The sequence below is a fragment of the Rhizobium sp. YAF28 genome (assembly GCF_052113285.1).
GTDB lineage: Bacteria > Pseudomonadota > Alphaproteobacteria > Rhizobiales > Rhizobiaceae > Rhizobium.
Map to the genome: position 1 here is coordinate 203,994 of NZ_JBFRCX010000009.1, position 20,728 is coordinate 224,721.

General features: G+C 60.7%; 15 protein-coding genes. 6 read left to right on the forward strand and 9 right to left on the reverse strand.

All coding sequences use genetic code 11. The annotated features are described in order from the left end of the window. Window positions 1-35 precede the first annotated feature (35 nt). Together AB4Z13_RS21500 and AB4Z13_RS21505 are read right to left on the reverse strand one after the other, a co-directional pair. Entirely contained in the window at window positions 36-950 is a 915-nt protein-coding gene (locus AB4Z13_RS21500) for a proline iminopeptidase-family hydrolase (RefSeq protein WP_162747901.1), read from the reverse strand. A 54-nt stretch (window positions 951-1,004) separates the two neighbouring features. Next, window positions 1,005-1,787: a LuxR family transcriptional regulator gene (locus AB4Z13_RS21505; RefSeq protein WP_037096925.1), complete on the reverse strand. Its 783-nt coding sequence runs from the start codon at window positions 1,785-1,787 to the stop codon at window positions 1,005-1,007. Between the two features lie 126 nt (window positions 1,788-1,913). Here AB4Z13_RS21505 and AB4Z13_RS21510 point away from each other — a divergent pair, with 126 nt between their 5' ends. From AB4Z13_RS21510 to AB4Z13_RS21535, 6 genes are all read left to right on the forward strand, one after another. Further along, window positions 1,914-2,801 carry a proline iminopeptidase-family hydrolase gene (locus AB4Z13_RS21510; protein WP_442206770.1) on the forward strand — a complete coding sequence of 296 codons (888 nt, stop codon included), beginning with the start codon at window positions 1,914-1,916 and terminating at the stop codon, window positions 2,799-2,801. A gap of 51 nt (window positions 2,802-2,852) precedes the next feature. Further along, a complete protein-coding gene (locus AB4Z13_RS21515) occupies window positions 2,853-3,791 on the forward strand; it encodes an ABC transporter permease (protein WP_113320142.1) in 939 nt (312 codons plus the stop codon). Beyond that, window positions 3,788-4,639, forward strand: a complete 852-nt coding sequence (locus AB4Z13_RS21520; protein ID WP_442206771.1) for an ABC transporter permease — start codon at window positions 3,788-3,790, stop codon at window positions 4,637-4,639. Before AB4Z13_RS21515 ends, AB4Z13_RS21520 begins: the two co-directional genes overlap by 4 nt. Then, entirely contained in the window at window positions 4,636-6,345 is a 1,710-nt protein-coding gene (locus tag AB4Z13_RS21525) for an ABC transporter ATP-binding protein (protein ID WP_113320144.1), read from the forward strand. Before AB4Z13_RS21520 ends, AB4Z13_RS21525 begins: the two co-directional genes overlap by 4 nt. Before the next feature lie 19 nt (window positions 6,346-6,364). Further along, window positions 6,365-7,879: an ABC transporter substrate-binding protein gene (locus AB4Z13_RS21530; RefSeq protein ID WP_442206772.1), complete on the forward strand. Its 1,515-nt coding sequence runs from the start codon at window positions 6,365-6,367 to the stop codon at window positions 7,877-7,879. 71 nt (window positions 7,880-7,950) lie between these two features. Beyond that, on the forward strand, window positions 7,951-9,306 hold the full coding sequence (locus AB4Z13_RS21535; protein ID WP_442206773.1) for an amidase: 1,356 nt from the start codon (window positions 7,951-7,953) through the stop codon (window positions 9,304-9,306). A 14-nt stretch (window positions 9,307-9,320) separates the two neighbouring features. Here the strand turns inward: AB4Z13_RS21535 and AB4Z13_RS21540 are convergent, their stop codons facing one another. The 7 genes from AB4Z13_RS21540 to AB4Z13_RS21570 all read right to left on the reverse strand — a co-directional run bounded on the left by AB4Z13_RS21540 (window position 9,321) and on the right by AB4Z13_RS21570 (window position 20,624). Continuing rightward, window positions 9,321-11,045 (reverse strand): M14 family zinc carboxypeptidase, encoded by a 1,725-nt coding sequence (locus AB4Z13_RS21540; RefSeq protein WP_113320147.1) that lies wholly within the window; start codon window positions 11,043-11,045, stop codon window positions 9,321-9,323. Next, window positions 11,042-11,890 (reverse strand): ABC transporter permease, encoded by an 849-nt coding sequence (locus AB4Z13_RS21545; RefSeq protein WP_113320148.1) that lies wholly within the window; start codon window positions 11,888-11,890, stop codon window positions 11,042-11,044. The genes AB4Z13_RS21540 and AB4Z13_RS21545 overlap by 4 nt, the downstream gene beginning before the upstream one ends. A gap of 3 nt (window positions 11,891-11,893) precedes the next feature. Then, entirely contained in the window at window positions 11,894-12,817 is a 924-nt protein-coding gene (locus AB4Z13_RS21550) for an ABC transporter permease (RefSeq protein ID WP_442206774.1), read from the reverse strand. Between the two features lie 61 nt (window positions 12,818-12,878). Next, on the reverse strand, window positions 12,879-14,399 hold the full coding sequence (locus AB4Z13_RS21555) for an ABC transporter substrate-binding protein (protein WP_113320150.1): 1,521 nt from the start codon (window positions 14,397-14,399) through the stop codon (window positions 12,879-12,881). Between the two features lie 52 nt (window positions 14,400-14,451). Then, window positions 14,452-16,284: an ABC transporter ATP-binding protein gene (locus AB4Z13_RS21560; protein ID WP_442206775.1), complete on the reverse strand. Its 1,833-nt coding sequence runs from the start codon at window positions 16,282-16,284 to the stop codon at window positions 14,452-14,454. Further along, on the reverse strand, window positions 16,281-16,811 hold the full coding sequence (locus AB4Z13_RS21565; protein WP_113320151.1) for a winged helix DNA-binding protein: 531 nt from the start codon (window positions 16,809-16,811) through the stop codon (window positions 16,281-16,283). The genes AB4Z13_RS21560 and AB4Z13_RS21565 overlap by 4 nt, the downstream gene beginning before the upstream one ends. A 186-nt stretch (window positions 16,812-16,997) precedes the next feature. After that, window positions 16,998-20,624, reverse strand: coding sequence for a hydantoinase B/oxoprolinase family protein (locus tag AB4Z13_RS21570; RefSeq protein ID WP_162747903.1), 3,627 nt, complete (start codon window positions 20,622-20,624; stop codon window positions 16,998-17,000). Window positions 20,625-20,728: the final 104 nt, after the last annotated feature.

The window sequence follows — 20,728 nt, forward strand, 5'->3', positions numbered from 1 at the left end:
CAGGCTGCACTGATGGCGCAAGCCGCTGACTGCAATCAATCATGCCTGGTGAGAAAGGCTGAGACGATGTCGAGGCAAAGTTCGTTTTCCTCGACATGCGGCATGTGACTGGAGTTCTCGAAGAGCACCCACTCGCACCCCTTCACACGATCGACATAGGGTTTGACGACAAGCGGGGTCGCCTCGTCATATTTGCCGGAGATCAAAAGCGTCGGCGCCTGGATGAGCGGCAGGCGATCCTCGATGGTCCAGTCCTTCATCGTGCCGATGACGTGGAATTCGGTCGGGCCGTTCATGTTGCGGTAGACGGTGTTGTCTTCGTCCATGATCGCGAAAGTGCGCGCGACTTCCTGCGGCCAAGGGGAAACGCGGCAGACATGCCGGTCGTAAAAGACGCGCGCGGCGGCAACATAGTCCGGATCGGTAATGGTGCCAGCTTCCTCATGCTTCAGCAGCGTATCCTGCACCTCCTGCGGCAGTTCCTCGCGCAGGCGGTTTGCCTCTGCTACCCAGGTATGCATGTTGGCCGGCGAATTGGCGATGACGAGCGCCTTCAGGCCCTTCGGCTGGCCTACTGCATGTTCGGCACCCAGCATGCCGCCCCAGGACTGGCCGAGGAAGGCGTAGCGATCCTGAATGCCGAGATGCTTCAGCAGCGCATCGAGTTCTTCGAGGAAGAGCGCCGGCGTCCAGAAATTCGGCCCCTTGTCGGGTAGCCTGGTCGAGTTGCCGTTGCCGAGCTGATCGTAATGGATGACGGCGCGGCCATCGAGCTCCGAGATGCCCTTGAAGGAATCGACGTAGTCATGCGTACAGCCGGGACCACCATGGGCGACCACGAGCGGTAGTTTTCCGGAACCAAGCGAACCGGTGATGCGATACCATGTCCGGTACTCGCGAAACGGCAGAAAGGCTTCCTTCGTCGGAACTGAGGCCACAGATATCTCCATCCTCTAGGGCAATGATGGAAAAGCATAGCGTGGCCGAAAAGGCGAAGGCAGCTATCAGAAGTTATAGGATGGGCGATCTTCCAGCAGCCGGTAATGCGTGGCGCGCACCACGGCCTGGGTGCGGTTGCGGGCGCCAAGCTTCTTGGCAGCCGCATTGAGATGCATGACGACGGTCGGCACCGAACGGTCGATGATGCGCGAAATCTCCTTGGCCGAGAGGCCCTCTGCCGAATGACGCAAACATTCGCGCTCCCGCTCCGTCAGGCGGATCTTGCCGACGCTCAGCGCCTTGGCATCGAAAAGCGAATAAGCGGCCTCATGGAAGACATGGGCCAGCAGGTTGAAATCGGCGATGTAGCGCAGCGCATGCTGCTCGAAATCGCTGTTGGCGCCGAAGCGGATGCCGGTCACCGTCGCATAGTCACCTCGAGGCATATGGACGGGAACAGTGACGCCCGTCGACATGTCACGTTCGCTGAGATAGCGCGTCACCGGCGCGGTGTCGTCGCTCATGAAGCGATTGATGAGCGTGTCTGCATCCCGGTCGTAATTCCAGAAGAAGGGAGCGGAGGTGCGCAGCGCCACCTGCTGAACGGGATCGATGCGGAAGTAGCCGCGGTCGAACCAGTATTCCCGCATGTCCTCGGAAATATTGCGCAGCTTCAACAGCGACGGGATCATGATCGCGCCGTCGATGTCATAAGGCACCGGTGTGTAATCGTAGATCAGGGCCTCGAAGCCGATCTCCTGCATCGCAGCGAAAACCTGATCGATACGCCCGTCCAACGTCTGATGGGCTGAGAATTGCCGTCTGATCGTTCCGATTTCATCAAGCATGGGCAGGCTCCCGGTCGGTGGTTCCCCACCCTATCACTTCTTATAGCTGGCAAAGACTGTGGTTTGCGGTAAAAATTTAGCCATGCCCAATTATTGAGCAAGCGAAATCTTCTGCCGGAGCGGTCAATGTGTGAAATCGAGCCTGAGGCGCGACATGAGATCGAAGTCGACGGTTACAAGGTGGTCGCCTACAGCTTCGGGAGCGGCAGCGAGACCGTCTTCTGCCTGAATGGCGGCCCGGGCCTGCCCTGCGATTATCTGCGCGAGGCCCATTCCTGTCTCATCGACAAGGGCTATCGCGTGGTGGCCTTCGATCAGCTCGGCACCGGCGCCTCCGACAGGCCGACCGACGCATCGCTCTGGACCATCGGCCGCTATGTCGAGGAGACGGAGACGGTGCGCAAGGCGCTCGGGCTCGGCAGGGTGCATATGCTCGGCCATTCATGGGGCGGCTGGCTGGCGATCGACTATGCACTCACCTATCCGGAGAACCTGCAGACGCTGATCCTGGAAGACACCGTCGCCGACATGCCGCACCTGATTTCCGAACTGGAACGGCTGCGCGCCGCCCTCGGGCCCGAGACGGTGGCGATGATGCAGAAACACGAGGCGCAGGGCACCTATAATCATCCGGAATATCAGGCGGCTGTAACGATCCTCAATTACCGCCATGTCTGCCGCCTGCCGGAATGGCCGGCACCCGTGCGCCGCTCGCTCGACGACTGGAATATGGGTCCCTATGAGACCATGCAGGGTCCGAACGAGTTCCTCTATATCGGCAATCTGAAGGACTGGAATCGCATCCCCGATCTGCCTGGTGTGACGACGCCGGTGCTGATCACCACGGGCGAACATGACGAACTGACGCCGGCCTGCGCGCTGCGCATGAAGCTTGCCTTGCCGAATGCCGAGCTCAAGGTTTTCGCCAATGCCAGCCACATGCCGTTTTATGAAAATCCGCATGATTACTATCCCGCACTGGTCGATTTTCTATCGCGGCACAGGGCAAGCTGATGCAGGATCAGGTGATCGGAACCCGCCGAAGACAAGGGGGCGAGCGCCGCCATGCACCGTTATAAATTCATACTGACCCGGCCGGTCCAGTTTCTGCCCGTTATCTTCGGCATCAGCGTCATCACCTTCATCCTGGTGCGATTGATCCCCGGTGATCCCGCCCGCAATATTCTCGGCACGCGCGCGACACCGACGGCTCTTGCCAATGTCCGCGCCCAATACGGCCTCGATCAGCCGATGTGGCTGCAATATTTCTACTTCCTCAAGAACCTCGCGAATGGCGAAATGGGCAAGTCGATCCTCTACAAGATCGACGTATTTCCGCTGATCGCCACGCGCATCGAGCCGACGATCGCGCTGGTCCTGACAAGCGTCATCCTGTCGATCCTGATCGCCGTGCCGATGTCGGCGATTGCCGCCCGCAACGCTGGCCGGGCGCCTGATCATGCAGTACGCGTCATCTCCACATTCGGGATCGGCTTTCCGCCTTTCTGGCTCGGCCTGATGCTGATCATTCTTTTCAGCGTCGAACTCGGCGTCCTGCCCGTTTCCGGCTACGGCACGACACTGGGCGACAAGCTCTCCCATCTCATCTTGCCTGCGTTGACCGTTGCATTGTCGCTCTCGACAGTGCTGACCCGCAGCCTGCGCTCCGCGATGATCGAATCCCTGAAATCCGATGTAGCGACAGCTGCCCGCGCTCGCGGCATGCCTGAGAGTATAGTCTTCTGGCGCCACGTCCTGCCGAATTCGCTCGTGCCGACAATCAATCTTCTGGCCGTCAACATTGGCTGGCTGATCGGCGGCACCGTCGTCGTCGAAAGCGTCTTTGCTCTGCCCGGCATGGGCCAATTGCTGGTGCGCGCCATCTTCTCGCGCGATTACATGGTCGTTCAGGGCGTCGCCATGACCTTTGCCTGCGCCACCGTGCTCGTCAATTTCATTGCCGATATCGTCACCGTCGCCGTCGATCCGAGGGTTGAGCTATGAGCGTCGAAGCCCTTGCTCCCTCTCCCGTCGCCTGGCGCCGTTTCCTCCACCGCCGGCTAACGCTCGTCATCGGCGCCGGCATCCTACTGTTCTTTCTGCTTCTGGCGATCGCAGCGCCAGTAATCGCGCCCTATGATCCGATCCTGCAAAATGCCGATGTACGACTGCAGGCGCCGTCGCTGCTGCACCCCTTCGGCACGGACAATTTCGGCCGCGACATCCTCTCGCGCGTCATATGGGGCGCGCGCATTGATCTGCAGATCGCCGTCATCGGCGTTATCTTCCCGTTCCTGATCGGCACGACGGTCGGCACCATCGCGGGCTTCTTCGGCGGCATCGTCGATGCGGTTTTCATGCGCCTCGTCGATATCATTCTCGCCTTCCCGTTCCTCGTCCTGATGTTATCGATCATCGCCATTCTCGGGCCGGGCCTCGGCAGTTTCTACATCGCCATGGCGCTGGTCGGTTGGGTGTCCTATGCGCGCCTTATCCGTGCACAGATGCTGGTTCTGAAAAGCAGCGACTATGCGGTCGCCGCCATCAGCCTCGGCTTCAGTCGTTCCCGCATCATGTTCCGGCATCTGCTTCCCAATGCCATTGCCGGCTCCATCGTCTTTTCCATGTCTGATGCCACACTGGTGCTGCTGAGCGGTGCAGCCATCAGCTATCTCGGTCTTGGCGTACAGCCGCCACTCGCCGAATGGGGTGTCATGGTTGCCGAAGGCCAGAGCTTCATCACCACAGCCTGGTGGATCACGCTTTTCCCCGGCCTTTCGATTGTCTGCCTTGCCTTCGGTTTCAGCATGTTGGGTGATGCGCTCGGCGAACTTCTCGGAGTTCACGAATGAGCGCTTCGGTCCTTTCCGTCCGCGACTTGACGGTCAAGGTTCATCTCGATGGCGGCGTGCGCACGCTGATCGACCATGTTTCGCTGGATCTTGCCAAGGGCGAAATCCTCGGCCTCGTCGGCGAAAGCGGCTCGGGAAAGAGCCTGCTCTGCCGTTCACTTGTCCGGCTACTGCCCTCCTCGCTGATCAAGATCGAGGGCGGCACCGTCCTGCTCGAGGGACGCGATCTGACGACGGCAAGCGACGCCGAGATGCTGGAAGTGCGCGGCGGCGAGATCGGCATGATCTTTCAAAATCCGACGAGCCATCTCGATCCGGTCATGCGCATCGGCGACCAGATTTCCGAGGGCATCCGCTATCATCAGAGGCTCAGCGCCAAGGAAGCACGGGCGGCGGCCATCGAGATCCTGACACAGGTTGGCTTTCCCGATCCCGTTCGCCAATATGACAGCTACCCGCACGAGTTTTCCGGCGGCATGCGCCAGCGCGCCATGATCGGCGTGGCACTCTCCTGCAATCCAAAGATCCTGATCGCCGACGAGCCAACGACCGCACTCGACGTGACGATCCAGGCGCAGATCCTGAAGCTCCTGCTGGAGATCCGAGAAAAGCGTGGCCTGTCGATCATCCTCATCACCCACGATCTCGGCATCGTCGCGCAGACCTGCGACCGCATCGCCGTCATGCGTAACGGTAAGCTGCTTGAACAGGGGCCGAAACGGACGATCCTCTCCCGGCCGCAGGACGCCTACACGATCAATCTGATCAACAGCCATCCCTCCATGCCGGACGAGGCGCCAAAGCCAGAGCCGCAGGTCGTGTCTTCGGCCGCATCGACCAAGCCGCTTCTTGAAATCGACGACCTGCATGTGCGTTTCAAGGTTGGCGGCAGCCTGTTCAAGGGCAGTGCCAAGACGGTCAGCGCCGTTTCCGGCGTCAGCCTGCAGGTCATGCCGGGCGAAACCATCGGCATCGTCGGCGAATCCGGCAGCGGCAAGAGCACACTCGCACGCGCCGTGCTGGGGCTGACTCCGATCTCCTCAGGCCATGTGTCCTTCGAAGGGATCGATCTCGCGCAGCAGCGGGCTGCCGGACTCGCAAAGCTGCGGCGCGAGACGGCCATGGTCTTTCAGGATCCTTATAACGCACTCAATCCGCGCCTCACGATCGGGAAGATGCTTGCCGAGGTGCTGAAGGTGCAGGGCAAGGTGCCGGCAGCAGCCATTCCAGAGAGGATCGGCGAATTGCTCGATCTTGTCGGGCTGGAGCGGGAGTTTGCCAATCGCAAACCCCGCAGCATGAGCGGTGGCCAGTGCCAGCGCGCCGGCATTGCCCGCGCACTCGCAGTCGATCCGAAGCTCATCATTGCTGACGAATGTGTTGCGGCCCTCGACGTCACGATCCAGGCACAGATCATCGCGCTTTTCCGCGAACTCACCGCCAAGATGAACCTGACGCTGATGTTCATCGCCCATGACCTCGCGATCGTGCGTAATCTGTGCGAACGCGTCGTCGTCATGTATCGCGGGGAGATCGTCGAGGAAGGCCTCTCGGAAGAGGTCTTTGCGCGGCCGAAACATCCTTATACCGGAGCACTCATTGCCGCCATTCCCGACATCGATCCGGACAAGCCGCTTCTGAGCAACACCCGTTTGGAAGACGAGCTGCCATCGGTGCCGGCACTACCCGTCAAACGCATGCCATAACAACGAAGGGAACGAACGCATGATCACCAGATGGAAATCAATCGGGCTTGCAGCGCTTCTTGCAGGCCTGACGCTCAGCGCATCCTACGCCGAAGCCGCCGGCGTGCTTACCATCGGTCGTCGAGAAGATTCGACGACATTCGATCCGATCAAGACGGCGCAGAACATCGACAACTGGGTCTTCTCCAACGTCTACGACGTGCTGATCCGCGTCGACAAGACCGGCACCAAGCTGGAGCCCGGCCTTGCCGAAAGCTGGACCGTCTCCGACGACGGCCTGACCTATGCCTTCAAGATCCGCGACGCAAAATTCTCTGACGGTTCGCCGCTGACGGCGGAAGACGCGGCCTTCAGCCTGCTGCGTATCCGCGATGACGCAGGCTCGCTCTGGAGCGACTCCTACAAGGTGATCGACACCGCCGTCGCGACCGATCCACACACGCTGACGATCAAGCTCAAGAATCCGTCGGCACCCTTCCTTTCGACGCTGGCGCTGCCGAATGCCTCTGTCATCTCCAAGGCTGGCATCGAATCCATGGGCGCGGACGCTTACGCCGAAAAGCCGATTGCATCCGGCGCCTTCGTTGTCGACGAATGGCGGCGCGGCGACCGCGTCATCCTGAAGAAGAACCCGAACTTCTGGCAGGCGGACCGCGTGAAGCTCGACGGCGTCGAATGGATCTCCGTGCCTGATGACAATACCCGCATGCTGAACGTGCAGGCAGGCCAGCTCGATGCGGCCATCTTCGTGCCCTTCTCGCGTGTAGAGGAGTTAAAGAAGGATGCCGGCCTCAACGTGCTGATCGACCCGTCGACGCGTGAGGATCATCTGCTGATCAACCATGCGCATGGCGATCTCGGCAAGAAGGAAGTGCGCCAGGCACTCGATCTCGCAATCGACAAGAAGGCGATCGTCGATGCCGTCACCTTCGGTCAGGGCACGGTCGCCAATTCCTACATTCCGAAGGGCGCTCTCTATTACTACGCCGACAACCTGCAACGCCCCTATGATCCGGAAAAGGCCAAGAAGCTGCTGGCGGATGCCGGCGTCTCCAACCTGACGCTGAACTACCTGATCCGCGCCGGCGACGAGGTGGATGAGCAGACCGCGGTGCTATTGCAGCAGCAGTTCGCCAAGGCCGGCATTACAGCCAACCTGCAGAAGGTCGATCCCAGCCAGGAATGGGACATGACGGTTGCCGGCGATTACGACATCTCGGTCAACTACTGGACCAATGACATTCTCGATCCGGACCAGAAGACGACCTTCGTGCTCGGCCACGATTCCAACAACAACTACTCGACCAACTACAAGAACGAAGCGGTGAAGGAGCTGGTCGCCAAGGCTCGCCTGGAACTTGATCCCAAGAGGCGCGAGCAGATGTATATCGACCTGCAAAAGACGGCGAAGGACGACGTCAACTGGATCGATCTCTACTACAGCCCGTATATCAACGTGGCGCGCAAGAACATCGATAACTTCTATCAGAACCCGCTTGGCCGCTTCTTCCTGGAAGACACAGTCAAGAACTGAGTATTTGATATATGCGATCATGCTCCGCCGCTCACAACGCGGCGGAGCATTCTGCTGACGGGAGATCGAGGATGACTGCGGACGAAATCGCATTCACTGGTGTGGCCGAGCTTGGACGCGCCTATCGAAACGGCTCGTTGTCGCCGGTCGATGCGGTGCGTGTCAGCCTTCAACGGCTCGAGAGCCTGGAACCCGCCCTCAATGCCGTCGCTCAGAGACTGGATGCGACGGCGCTTGCCGAAGCGGAACAAGCGACCGCAGAGCTCCGATCAGGCAAGGACCGCGGGCCGCTGCACGGCATTCCCGTCGCCATCAAGGATCTGATCGACGTGGAGGGCGCACCAACCGGTTATGGCAGCAAGGTGCGGCCACCGGCAATGGCGAGCGAAGATGCAGCGCTGGTGCAGCGCCTGCGGGAAGCGGGTGCGATCATTCTCTGCAAGGCCAATCTGCTGGAATATGCCTATGGCATCGCCCATCCGGATATCGGCCAGACCAACAATCCGCACGACATCGGCCGCACCTCCGGCGGCTCGAGCGGCGGCTCGGCCGCCCTGGTCGCCGGCGGCATCCTGCCGCTGGCGATCGGCACCGATACGGGCGGCTCGATCCGGATTCCCGCCTCCTATTGCGGTATTGTCGGGCTGAAACCGTCTTTCGGTCTGGTGTCCCTCGACGGCGTCTTTCCGCTGTCATGGAGCCTCGATCATGCCGGACCGCTTGCACGGAGCGTTGCGGATACGGCACTGCTGCTCGAAGCAATCGCCGGCAAAACCTTCCAGCCTTCACCGCCATCACTTGCGGGCGTCAGGATCGGTGCCGTCAGCTTTCATTGCGAGAGTCCCGAATTGACGCCGGCGGTTGCCGCCAATCTTGCCGAAGCGCTGAAGCGGCTGGAAGCGGCTGGTGCGATCATCAAGCGCATAGACATTCCGGAGCTAAGGCTTGCCAATTCGGAACTTCGCCGCATCATCCTGCCGGAAGCCTCGGTTATTCATGCGGGCCTCTACATCGAAAACCCTGCGGGTTACGCGCTGCGCACACGATCGCAGGTGGAAGCAGGCTTCGAGGCAAAGGCCGTCGACTACATCAAAGCCCAGGACTTCCGCGTGAAGCTTCGGAATGCCATGGAGGCAGCATTTGCCGAGGTGGACGTGCTGATCGGGCCAAGCGTGCCCTTTCCCGCCCCGATCGAGGATCCGGAATTCACCGAGGATGGCGAGGAAGGCGAAATGCTCTCCAGCGGCTTCGCCAACATGACCGGCCAGCCATCCCTCAGCCTGCCCTCTGGTGTGGATGGGCATCTGCCACTGGGGCTGCAATTGACCGGCCCTGTCGGCGGCGATGGAAAGCTCCTGCAGATCGCCCTCGGCGTCGAGGCAGTGCTCGATGCCTGGCGCCGACCGTCTCTTCCGGCAGTCCTCTAGGTCGGGTCGCTCTCTCAGACCGACGGAAAGTCACTGCCTGCAGCCAGCCGGCGATAGGCCTCGACTGCATAGAGCACGGTTCGCGTCTGCGCCTCGTGGCAATCGACGAAGACCTGCTCGTAAACCGTCTCGTCAGTCGCTTCGGTGATGATGGTCAGCGGCGCCTGGTACATTGAGCCGACCTGCCTCAGGATCGGAATACCGTAGCGTACCGCGAACGGCGCGTTCGGCATGTGCAGGCGGACGCAATCGATCTGCTTGGCGTTGAATTCGACGAGGCTCTTGTCTTCAGCCAGACGTTTGGCGACCTCATCGAGCAATGCTTCGCCGATCGCCTCCCAGCCCGGATGCGTGCAGACGATCAGGAAGAAACCCTTCGGAATGGTCCAGAGTTCGAAGCCGCGCGGCAGGTAACCCGACATCGGCCGCGTCCACTCGTGCGAGGGATAGCCGTGCAGATTGAGATGCAGCCTGGCAGATGAGAGTTCGAGCGCCTTGCCTCGCACCTCACGCTCATACATCGGCGGCGGCACGGTGAAGGAGAGGTCGTCGCCGAAGGCCGTGTAGCGGGCGGCATGATGCATATGGAAGGGGTTTTCCACGATCAGCCGCTGGTGCAGTTCATATCCGTCAACATTTTCGACCGGTACGATGGCGAAATGCTGGTCGGGATCGGCGGCAAGCTGTTGCGCCGCGCGTAGCGCCCCAACCGGACCGCTGGTCTCATTGGCATGCTGGCCCGAGGAGATGAGCACGGCCGGCCCCGGTCCATTGTGATAGCGACCAAGCACCTCGCGGCCCTCGCGCGATATTGCCTTGATCGGCACACCCTTGATCTTCGCCAGTTCGCGGCGGATCTGGCCGATCTTCAGCGGCCGCGTCGCGGTCGCCATGTCAATATCCTCGCCAGTCGCCTCTTCGTGCTCGCCGAATTCCTCCACACTCATGACGATACGCGGATTACCGTCCGTGCTGCGGATATCAGGAACGACCTGGCCCGGTCGCGCGCCGCCGCGTCCAGCCATGGCGCCCATCTCCGCATCCAGGCATTCGCGCAGGCTGAAGAACAGCTCTTCATGCATGGCTTCGCGCAGACTGATGCTCTCGCTGCAAAAATCGAGGTCGAGATCATTGGCCGGCAGATCGACCGTGATGCGCAGACGGTCGAAATAGGGCTGCTTGCGCTCCCATGTCTGCTGTTTGACGGCATCGACGGCCGCGAGGAACAGGATCTCGAAATCGGTTTTCAGCCGTTCGCCCTTGTGCCAGCCGCAGCAGCGCAGCACCGGCGTTCCGACGTGGTCGTCCTCCACCACATTCGGTGCAAAGACCGTATAGGTCTTCGTTTCCCCCGCCTTTGTCGTCAGCTTGATGTCGTAGGTAAGATCAAGCGTGTTGGCGTGAAATGCGACTTCCGCATCGCCCACAAGAGCTGCCAGCGGATAGGCTTCGATCAGGAAGCGCTGCGGATCTGCGGCCGGGTGGACCGGGTAGCCAATTTCCACCTTGGCAAGCGAGGGAATATGCAGTTCTTCAAGGAAGAAATAGACCAGCGGCTTGTAGGAGCTGCGGATCCGCGCGGTGATGCCGGCGGCGGCGAGTTTCTCTTCGGCGGCCTGCCGTGACGGCGCATCGTCGAAGACCCAGGCCTCAACAGGCGTGCCCGGAGGATTGGCGGTCAGTTCGGAAACCAGCACGTCGAGCGTGCGCGGAACTTCGAGATTGAGGATGGTGCTCATTTTTCCCTCGTCGGATCGAGATAGTCGCGGAGCCAGTCACCGAGCAGGTTGAGCCCGAGGACGGTGAACATGATGGCAAAGCCCGGAAAGACGCTGACCCACCAGGCGGATTGCACATAGGTGCGCCCGTCGGCGAGCATGCCGCCCCAGCTTGGAATGGAGGCATCCACGCCGAGCCCGACAAAGGTCAGGCTGCTTTCCAGCAGGATGTTGTTGGCGACGTTCAGCGTCATCAGCACGATGATCGGACCAATGATATTCGGCAGGATATGCACGAGAATGATCCGCATGCGCCCGACACCGATCGCTCGCGCCGACTGGATGAATTCGCGGTCGCGCAGCGACAGCACGAGACCGCGCACCAGTCGCGCATATTGCACCCACTGGGCAATGATCATCAGCGAAATCAGGATCGGCAGACCCGGCCCGACAATGGCGATGAAGGTCAGCGCCATCAGCATGAAGGGCATGGCGAGCTGCACATCAGCGATGCGCATGAGGATCATGTCGGCGACACCGCGGAAATAGCCGGCGATCAGACCGGCGATCGTGCCAACGGCGGTGGCACCCGCGACCGATAGCACTCCAACGATCAGCGAGATCTTGCCGCCGGCGGCAATGCGCGCCAGTACGTCTCGGCCGAGGGGATCGGTGCCGAATATATGGTTTAGGCTGACGAACGGCGGCAGCAGACGGGCGCGAAGATCCATCATGTCGGCCTTGTTCCCGAAGATTACGTCGGAGAAGACGACAAGCAGAACCATTCCGCCGGTGAACAGGATGCCAAAGAGAAGTTCCAGCGGCGTGTGACGGAAGAAGGACGATTTAGCCGAGGAGGATGCCATGGCTCACTTCCTCCCAATACGCGGATCGATGATGCCATAGGCAATATCGATCGCAAGGTTGATCAGGACGATCAGCAGCGCCAGCACAGTAATCGTGCCCTGCAACACGGGATAGTCGCGCGATGAAATGGCATCGAAGGCAAGGCTGCCCATGCCCGGCCAGTTGAAGACGCGCTCGACGATAACGACGCCGCCGAGCAGGTCGCCGAACTGCAGGCCGACGAAGGTCAGCAGCGGAATGAGGCAGTTGCGCAGGGCGTGCTTGTAGAGCACCACCCTGTCCTTCAGCCCCTTGGCGCGGGAGACGAGAATGAATTGCGCCGACAAGGTCTCCAGCATGGCCGAGCGCACGATGCGCACGTTCACCGCCGAGAGTATCAGCGCCAGCGTCAGGCAGGGCAGCACAAGGCCCGGATAGGCAAGGAAGCCGCTCGACGGCAGCCATTCCAGTTTGATCGAGAAGATCAGCACCAACATGATCGCCAGCCAGAAATTCGGGAAGGACAGGCCGACGAGCGACAGAATGCGGACGACCTGATCTGCCCACGAGCCTGACTTCACAGCCGCATGGATGCCGAGCGGGATGGAAATCACGAAGGACAGGATGAGCGACAGGAAGGACAATAGCAGCGTCGCCGGCAAGGCCTGCGCGATCAGGCTCCAGACTGGCGTACCGCCGAAGAAGCTCTTGCCGAAATCGCCTGTGACGACGCCCGACATGAAATTCAGATATTGGATGTGGAACGGCTGGTCGAGACCGAGGCCGGCACGGATATTCTGCAGATCCTGCTCGGTGACGGCAGAACCGCCGCTGACGAGCATGGCCGTCGGATCGCCGGACAGCCTGATCGCATAGGAAACGAGCAGCGTGACGACGATCACGACAAAGAGAGCCTGCAAGAGGCGTTTGGCAATATAGGCTGGCATGGCATGACCCTGCGGAGGATGTGACTGCCTGCCCACAGGCAGGCAGTCGAGCGGGGTTCGGTTACTCGACCGATACGTCTACGAAGCGGAAACGCACGTCCGGGGTCGGCGCCAGGTTCTTCACCCGCTTGTTGATCGCATAGAGCGTATTGCCGTTGTAGAGCGGCATCTCGAAGGCCTGGTCGGCGGCATAGGCCGCAACTTCGCCCAGGATCTTCTTTCGCTCATCGACATTATAGGTCGAGCGCTGCGCTTCCAGCAGCTGGTCGAGCTTGGCATCCTTGATGTAGGGATTCCAGAACTGGCCGCTGTGATAGAGCAGATAGGCCGTGTTGTCGAAGTCGAAGGTCCAACCACCCCATTGGAACTGATAGAGCGAGCCGGTTTTGCCGTGCGCGATGATATCAGTGTAGTAGACGTTGGTTTCGTAGGACTTCAGCGACGCATTGATGCCGACCGCCTGAAGATAGGCGGCGACCGTCTGCGACACTTCGCGGAAGGTCGCATCCGTACCGACGAAGGAAAGCTCGAGATTGGTGCCGGGCTTCACACCCGCCTTGTCGAGCGCAGCTTTCGCGGCAGCGGGATCGAAAGGCAACGGCTTCAGGTCGGGATTGTAGCCAAGCGACAGCGAGCTCTGGAGGCTCGCAATCGGCTTGCCATTGCCCTGCAGGATCTGCTCGATGATGGCATCGCGGTCGACGGCCTGGATGAGCGCCTTGCGGACCGCCGGATCCTTGGTGATGCCGTCGGTATTATTAAAGCGCAGCATGGAGACATCAGGACCGGTGATGCTCTCCACTTCCAGCTTGGGGTCGCCCTTGATCGTATCGATCAGGCTGATCGGCACGAGCGTGGCGATATCGATACCGCCCGACTGCAGCTCGGAAACCTGGGTCGCGGCTTCGGAAATGAACCGATAGACGAGGCCAGAGAGCTTCGGTGCGCCACCCCAGTAATCCGGATTGGCCTCCAGTGTCAGGCTGATCTTCGGCTTGTAGTCGACGAACTTGAACGGACCAGTACCGACCGGATGCAGGTTGAAATATTCGTCGCCCTTTTCCTTGATATATGCCGGCGGCACGATCATGCCGCCGTAGCCGGCAAGCTTGGTGATCAGTACCGGATCCGGGCTCTTGAGGATGAAGTCGACCGTATAGTCATCGACGATCTTCACTTCGCCGATCGAGGTATAGTTTGCCTGCTGCGGCCCCTTGGCGCCTTCCGGCCCGAGCAGCCGGTCGAAGGTGAACTTGACGGCAGCCGCATTGAAATCTTCGCCATCATGGAATTTGACGCCCTTGCGCAGCGTGAAGCGGATGCGCTTGTTGTCGTCGAGGAATTCCCAAGCCGTGGCGAGGCCGGGCAGCAGCTTCAGGTCAGGGCTGCGCTGGACGAGACCGTCGAAGATGTTGCTGCCGATACGGCCCCAGGTCAGTGTGAAGGTGTCGATCGGATCCCAGCTGCCGTCATCGCGTTCGAGCGCGACGGTCAGCGTGCCGGCGGCGTGTGCGGCGTCGATAGTTGCGGTAAGCGGCAGGAACGACAGTGCGGCTGCCAGGAAGAGCTTTCGGTATCCCATTATTTTAGTTCCCCATTTTTATTGTGCGGTGACTGTTTTGTAGCGGTCTGTCCTATGGGAGGGTTTCGGACAGCTTCTGCGGCTCGGCCGCAACGAAGTGCGAGGGCGAAAAACGGCGATATTGCAGAAGCGCCGGTTCATCGCCGATCTTGCGGAGCGGGCTCGGTATCGCGCCGGTCAAAAGCGTGGTGTCGATGCTGCGATCGGGATCGGGCACAGGGATCGCGGCCAGCAGCTTGCGCGTATAGGGATGCTGCGGGTTCTCGAATATTTCCTGTCGGGTGCCAATCTCGACGATCTGTCCGAGATACATGACCGCGACACGATGGCTGATCTTCTCGACCACAGCCATGTCATGGGTGATGAAAAGGTAGGAAAGGCCGCGCTCCCGCTGCAGTTCCAGAAGCAGGTCCAGGATCTGCGCCTGGATCGAAACATCGAGCGCCGACACGGATTCATCCGCGATGATCAGTTCCGGATCGCTGGCAAGCGCCCGGGCGATGCAGACACGCTGGCGCTGGCCGCCGGAAAGCTCGTGTGGAAACCGCGTTCTGTAGTCGCGCGGAAGGCCGACGCGATCAAGCAAAGCGAGCGTTCGCGCCTCGATCGCCGCCTTGTCCGGCTGCAGCTTGTGAACGATCATAGGCTCGGCAATGCTGGCGCCGGCCCGTTGGCGCGGATCAAGCGCTGCATAGGGATCCTGGAAAATATACTGGACCTTCTGCAGCAGGGAGCGCTTCTCGCGCGGATCCATTTCAGAGATATCGCGGCCACGGAAACGGATCTTGCCGCCAGTCGGCTCCATGATCTGCTGCAGCATTCGCCCGGTCGTCGATTTGCCGCTGCCGGATTCCCCGACCAGCGCCAGCGTTTCGCCCGCGGCGATCTCGAAGGAAATGCCTTCGACCGCATGAATGCGATGTGTCAGCCTGCCAAACAGGCTTCTGCGCGCGGCAAAACGCGCCGTGAGACCATCGACCTGCAGAAGCGGCGGCTTGCTATCGGAACGAACGGCTTCCAGTGCCTCGCTGTTCGGGGACGCCTTGCCCGACATGCTGCCGAGACGCGGCACGGCGGCAAGCAGGGTCTGCGTATAGGGATGCTGCGGATTGGAAAACAGCGCCCGAACCGGCGCCTCTTCCTGCTTCTCGCCGTGACGCAGCACGATCACATCATCGGCCATTTCGGCGACGACACCCATATCATGGGTGATGAAGATCACCGCCATGCCGAGTTCGCGCTGCAGCTCGCGGATCGTATTGAGGATCTGCGCCTGGATCGTCACGTCGAGCGCGGTCGTCGGCTCGTCGGCAATCAACAGCTTCGGACGGCAGGAGAGCGCCATGGCGATCATCACGCGCTGACGCATGCCGCCGGAGAGCTGATGGGGATAGCGCTGCATCATTGCATCAGCGTCGGGAATGCGAACCTTTTCGAGCATATTCCGCGCAATACGATTGGCTTCCGCGCGCGTGGTTTTCTGATGCAGGAGGATGGCTTCGACAATCTGATCGCCGATCGAAAAGACCGGATCGAGCGAGGTCATCGGCTCCTGGAAGATCATCGCGATCTCCCCGCCCCTTATCTGCCGGATGCGATCGGGATTGGCGGTGACGAGATCGAGAGGTCCATTGCGGCTCTGGAAGACAATTTCGCCGCCGCTGATGCGGCCGCCCGAAAAATCGGTGAGGCGCATGATCGCCCTCGAGGTTACCGATTTACCCGAGCCGGATTCTCCGACGATGGCGAGCGTCTTGCCCGGCTTGACGTCGAAACTCAGCGATTTGACGGCCTGAAACTGGCCGGACTTGAAGTCGACGGATAGTGAACGGACCGAGAGGACGACGGGGATGGCGGCGCTGTTGCTCTCGGTCGATCTACTCATAAAGTTGCCGCTGACCTCGCTGCCTGTTCGTAGTATCCCGACAAGGCCCTCAGATGGGAGGCAATGTCGGAAAGTTCATCCTGTGAAAGACCCGAGAGCTTGGTCGCCTCTACCAGCAACCGCTCGCGGATTTCCGAATAGCGGGTCAGCGCTTCCAGGCCCTTGTCGGTGACCTGGATCACCTTTTCCTTGCCGGATTTCCCGGTCTTCACCAGGCCAGCCGCATCGAGCTTCTTGACCGCATAATTGGCGACATGTGTGTCTTCGATATCGAGCACGAGGCAGAGATCGGAGAGCGTCTTCGGACGACCGCGATGACGCACGGAATGGATGATCAGGATCTCGACCGGCGACAGGCTCGGCACGCCGGCAGCCGCCATGCAGCGCACCATCCAGCGATTGAAAGCGTGAGAAAAGAGGATCGATCCGTACTCTAATTCGGAGAGGGCCGGTGAACTGCCGAGCGCCAGATGGGCGGACGACACGATCAATTCGCGGGGCGCTTTTCGTTCCTTCGGTTTATCCAATGAACTCTCTCATCTCAGAACTGAAGTACGTGTGGCAGGTTAGCTGGAAGCGATAATTTGTCAACAAATTATCGCTAAGATTCCTCTATTCCGCCGCCGTTTCCCGGATCTTGTTTTCCTGCACGTTCGACATGCAGGAACGAACATCTATTCCATTGATTTTAAACCGTTTTAGCCGAACCAATATCAGGCATTGCGTGGCCCATATCCGCCACCCGTCGGGGTCACAATCGTGAAGGCTTCGCCCGCTTCCAGCACGGTATGGGCAGCGCCGATCAGCTCATCGATCGTACCGTCATTGCGGCGAACATAATTGCGGCCGGTCTGGCCGTCTTCGCCACCCTTCAGCCCGAACGGCGCGACGCGACGATGGCCGGAGAGGACGGCAAATTCCAGCTTCTCGAGCGTGCGGATCGTGCGTTGCGTGCCATTGCCGGCATGCCACTGACCGCGCCCGCCGGAATTCGGCCGGATATGGAAATCCTCCAGCACGACCGGGAAACGGCTCTCCAGAATTTCCGGATCGGTGAGGCGTGAATTGGTCATGTGCGTGTGCACGGCATCTGCACCATTGAACCCCGGGCCTGCCGGCGCACCGGAGCAGATGGTTTCGTAATATTGGTATTTGTCATTGCCGAAAGTCAGATTGTTCATCGTGCCCTGAGCAGCAGCCATGGCGCCGACCGCGCCGATCAGGCAGTTGGTCACGGCCTGGCTGACTTCGACATTGCCGGCAACGACGGCGGCCGGGTATTCCGGCGTCAGCATGGTACCATCGGGAATGACGATACGGATCGGCCGCAGGCAGCCGGCATTCATCGGAATATCCGCTTCGACCAGCACTCGGAAGACATAGAGCACGGCAGCCCGCGTTACCGGCGCCGGCGCATTGAAGTTGTCGGGGCGCTGCGCTGAGGTCCCGGTAAAATCGACTGTCGCTTCGCGCTTTTCCCGATCGATGGAAATCCTGACGACGACCTTGCAGCCCTGATCCATCTCGTAGGAAAACTCGCCGTCCGGCAGGCGGTCGAGCACGCGGCGAACACTTTCGGCGGCGTTGTCCTGCACATGGCCCATATAGGCGTCGACCACGTCCTCACCGAAGAGTGCAATCATCTTCTTCAGCTCCGCCACACCCTTTTCATTGGCGGCAACCTGCGCCTTCAGGTCGTTGACGTTCTGCGCCAGCGTACGCACCGGATAGCGCGCGCCGGTCAAGAGATCGGCAAGGGCATCCTCACGGAATTTACCGCGATCGAGAAGCTTGAAATTGTCGATATAGACGCCTTCCTCCTCGATGTGCGTCGCAAGCGGCGACATCGAGCCCGGCGAGATCCCGCCGATATCGGCATGGTGACCGCGGCTCGCCACCCAGAAGCGGATGCGCGTACCGGCATCATCGAAGACGGGCGTGCAGACGGTCAAGTCAGGCAGGTGCGTGCCGCCGTTGTAGGGCGCATTGATCAGGAAGACGTCGCCCGGATGAATGACCGGATTTTCGCGGATGGCGGTCGCCACCGACGCATCCATGGAGCCGAGATGCACAGGCATATGCGGCGCGTTGGCAACGAGATTGCCGTCCGCATCGAAAACGGCGCAGGAAAAATCGAGCCGTTCCTTGATGTTGACGGAATAGGCGGTGTTCTGCAGTGTCACCCCCATCTGCTCGGCAATCGACATGAAGAGATTGTTGAAAATCTCCAGCATGACCGGATCGGCCTTGGTGCCGATCGCCGTGCGCTCGGGCAGCGCCTTGATGCGGGTCAGCACGACATGATCGCGCGCCGTCAGCTTCGCCTGCCAGCCATCTTCCACGACGATGGTCTGGTTCGGTTCGATGATGATGGCCGGCCCGGTCACGGTCTGGCCGGGGAGGATACGATCACGCAGGACGACCGCCGCATCATGGCTTTCACCCTGCGAATGGAACAGGGTTCGCCGGATGGGCGAAGCCTCGCCCTCACCTGCTTCCCCGCGATCGACATCGATTTCGGCGGCGGCACCGCCGATGCATTCGACCTCGACGGCTTCCACGACCAGCGGCTTGTCCTCGGCAACGAAGCCGAAACGGCGCTTGTGCAGGATCTCGAACTCCTTGCGAAGGCGCGCCGCGTCATCAGTTTGCGGGAACAGTGCCTCGACGGCCAGTAGAGTATCGGTGCCGGCATAGCGGATATGAGCGCGCAACACCGTCTTGATCTTGCCGGCCTCGACGCCCTGCGCCACCAGCTCCGGCTGGCATTCACCCTGCAATTGCCTGCCAAGCGCGGTCATCTCTGCGGGTGCGGCCGCATCGAGCGTCACACCGAGCGCCTTTTGACGCGTGGAGCGGATATCGGCGAGACCCATGCCATAGGCCGACAGCAACCCCGACAACGGATGCAGCAGGATGCTCTTCATTCCGAGCGCGTCGGCGACCAGGCAGGCATGCTGGCCGCCAGCGCCACCGAAGCAATTGAGCGCATAACGCGTCACGTCATAACCGCGCTGCACGGAAATCTTCTTGATCGCCTCGACCATATTGGCGACAGCAATGCGGATGAAGCCGTCAGCCACTTCTTCGGGGCTGCGCCCGTCGCCGATCTCGGCTGCCAGCTCGGCGAACTTCTGCCGCACCGTCGCGACGTCGAGCGGCTTATCCTGGTTCGGGCCGAAGATTGCCGGGAAGAAATCCGGCAACAGCTTGCCGGCCATGACATTGGCATCGGTCACCGCAAGCGGGCCGCCATTGCGGTAGCAGGCTGGACCTGGGAAAGCGCCGGCGGAATCGGGCCCGACGCGGAAACGGCCGCTTTCGAAATGCAGGATCGAACCGCCGCCGGCCGCCACCGTATGGATCAGCATCATTGGCGCGCGCACACGAACACCGGCGACTTCCGTCTCGAAGGCCCGCTCATACTCGCCGTCGAAATGTGCGACGTCTGTCGAGGTGCCACCCATATCGAAGCCGATTACGTGGCCGAAACCCGCCTGCTCGCCGGTCTTGGCAAGACCGACCACACCGCCGGCCGGACCGGACAGGATCGCATCCTTGCCCTGAAACATGTTGGCTGCAGTCAGGCCGCCCGAAGACATCATGAACATGACGCGCGCGCCGGTACGCGCCACGTCAAGTTCGTCCGAGACCTGACTGACATAGCGGCCAAGCACCGGCGAAAGATAGGCGTCGACAACGGTCGTATCGCCACGGCCGACCAGCTTGATCAGCGGCGAGACCTCGTGACTGACGGAAACCTGTTCGAAGCCGATGGCGCGGGCTATGCGCGCAGCGACTGCCTCATGATCAGGATATTTATAGGCGTGCATGAAGACGATGGCGACGGCGCGATAACCCTTGGCGCGCAGATCGCGCAGGGCCGCTTCGGTCGCGGCCTCGTCGAGCTTTGTCTCGACGGTACCGTCGGCCAATACGCGCTCTTCGAGCTCGACCACATCCTGATAGAGCGCTTCCGGCTTGATGATCTCGGTCGCAAAGATCTTCTTGCGCTCCTGATAACCGATGCGCAGAGCGTCACGGAAACCCTTTGTCGTTACCAGCGCCAGACGTTCGCCCTTGCGCTCCAGAAGCGCATTGGTGGCGACGGTGGTGCCCATGCGCACCTCGTCGATCAGCCCGGTCGGGATTGGTTCATCCGCGCTCAGGCCGAGATGCAGGCGAATGCCGTGGACGGCGGCATCGCGATAGGCTTCCGGATTTTCGGACAGCACTTTGCGGGCATGCAGGGCACCGGAGGGGTCGCGCCCGACAATATCGGTGAAGGTGCCTCCACGGTCGATCCAGAAGTCCCAGCTACCAGCCGCAATGCCCGACAAAATCGCCTCCGCCGTTCGTTTCCAATATCACTAAGAAATTATCGATAAATCGTCAACATTTTACAGAAGACAAAGTCGCCGCGGGTATCGATGGACGCAGGGCG

Coding starts and splice junctions, on each gene's coding strand:
- AB4Z13_RS21530 (WP_442206772.1), top strand. CDS start 6,365: ATGATCACCAGATGGAAATCAATCGGGCTTGCAGCGCTTCTTGCAGGC.
- AB4Z13_RS21545 (WP_113320148.1), bottom strand. CDS start 11,890: ATGGCATCCTCCTCGGCTAAATCGTCCTTCTTCCGTCACACGCCGCTG.
- AB4Z13_RS21520 (WP_442206771.1), top strand. CDS start 3,788: ATGAGCGTCGAAGCCCTTGCTCCCTCTCCCGTCGCCTGGCGCCGTTTC.
- AB4Z13_RS21500 (WP_162747901.1), bottom strand. CDS start 950: ATGGAGATATCTGTGGCCTCAGTTCCGACGAAGGAAGCCTTTCTGCCG.
- AB4Z13_RS21550 (WP_442206774.1), bottom strand. CDS start 12,817: ATGCCAGCCTATATTGCCAAACGCCTCTTGCAGGCTCTCTTTGTCGTG.
- AB4Z13_RS21510 (WP_442206770.1), top strand. CDS start 1,914: ATGTGTGAAATCGAGCCTGAGGCGCGACATGAGATCGAAGTCGACGGT.
- AB4Z13_RS21540 (WP_113320147.1), bottom strand. CDS start 11,045: ATGAGCACCATCCTCAATCTCGAAGTTCCGCGCACGCTCGACGTGCTG.
- AB4Z13_RS21555 (WP_113320150.1), bottom strand. CDS start 14,399: ATGGGATACCGAAAGCTCTTCCTGGCAGCCGCACTGTCGTTCCTGCCG.
- AB4Z13_RS21535 (WP_442206773.1), top strand. CDS start 7,951: ATGACTGCGGACGAAATCGCATTCACTGGTGTGGCCGAGCTTGGACGC.
- AB4Z13_RS21505 (WP_037096925.1), bottom strand. CDS start 1,787: ATGCTTGATGAAATCGGAACGATCAGACGGCAATTCTCAGCCCATCAG.
- AB4Z13_RS21560 (WP_442206775.1), bottom strand. CDS start 16,284: ATGAGTAGATCGACCGAGAGCAACAGCGCCGCCATCCCCGTCGTCCTC.
- AB4Z13_RS21515 (WP_113320142.1), top strand. CDS start 2,853: ATGCACCGTTATAAATTCATACTGACCCGGCCGGTCCAGTTTCTGCCC.
- AB4Z13_RS21525 (WP_113320144.1), top strand. CDS start 4,636: ATGAGCGCTTCGGTCCTTTCCGTCCGCGACTTGACGGTCAAGGTTCAT.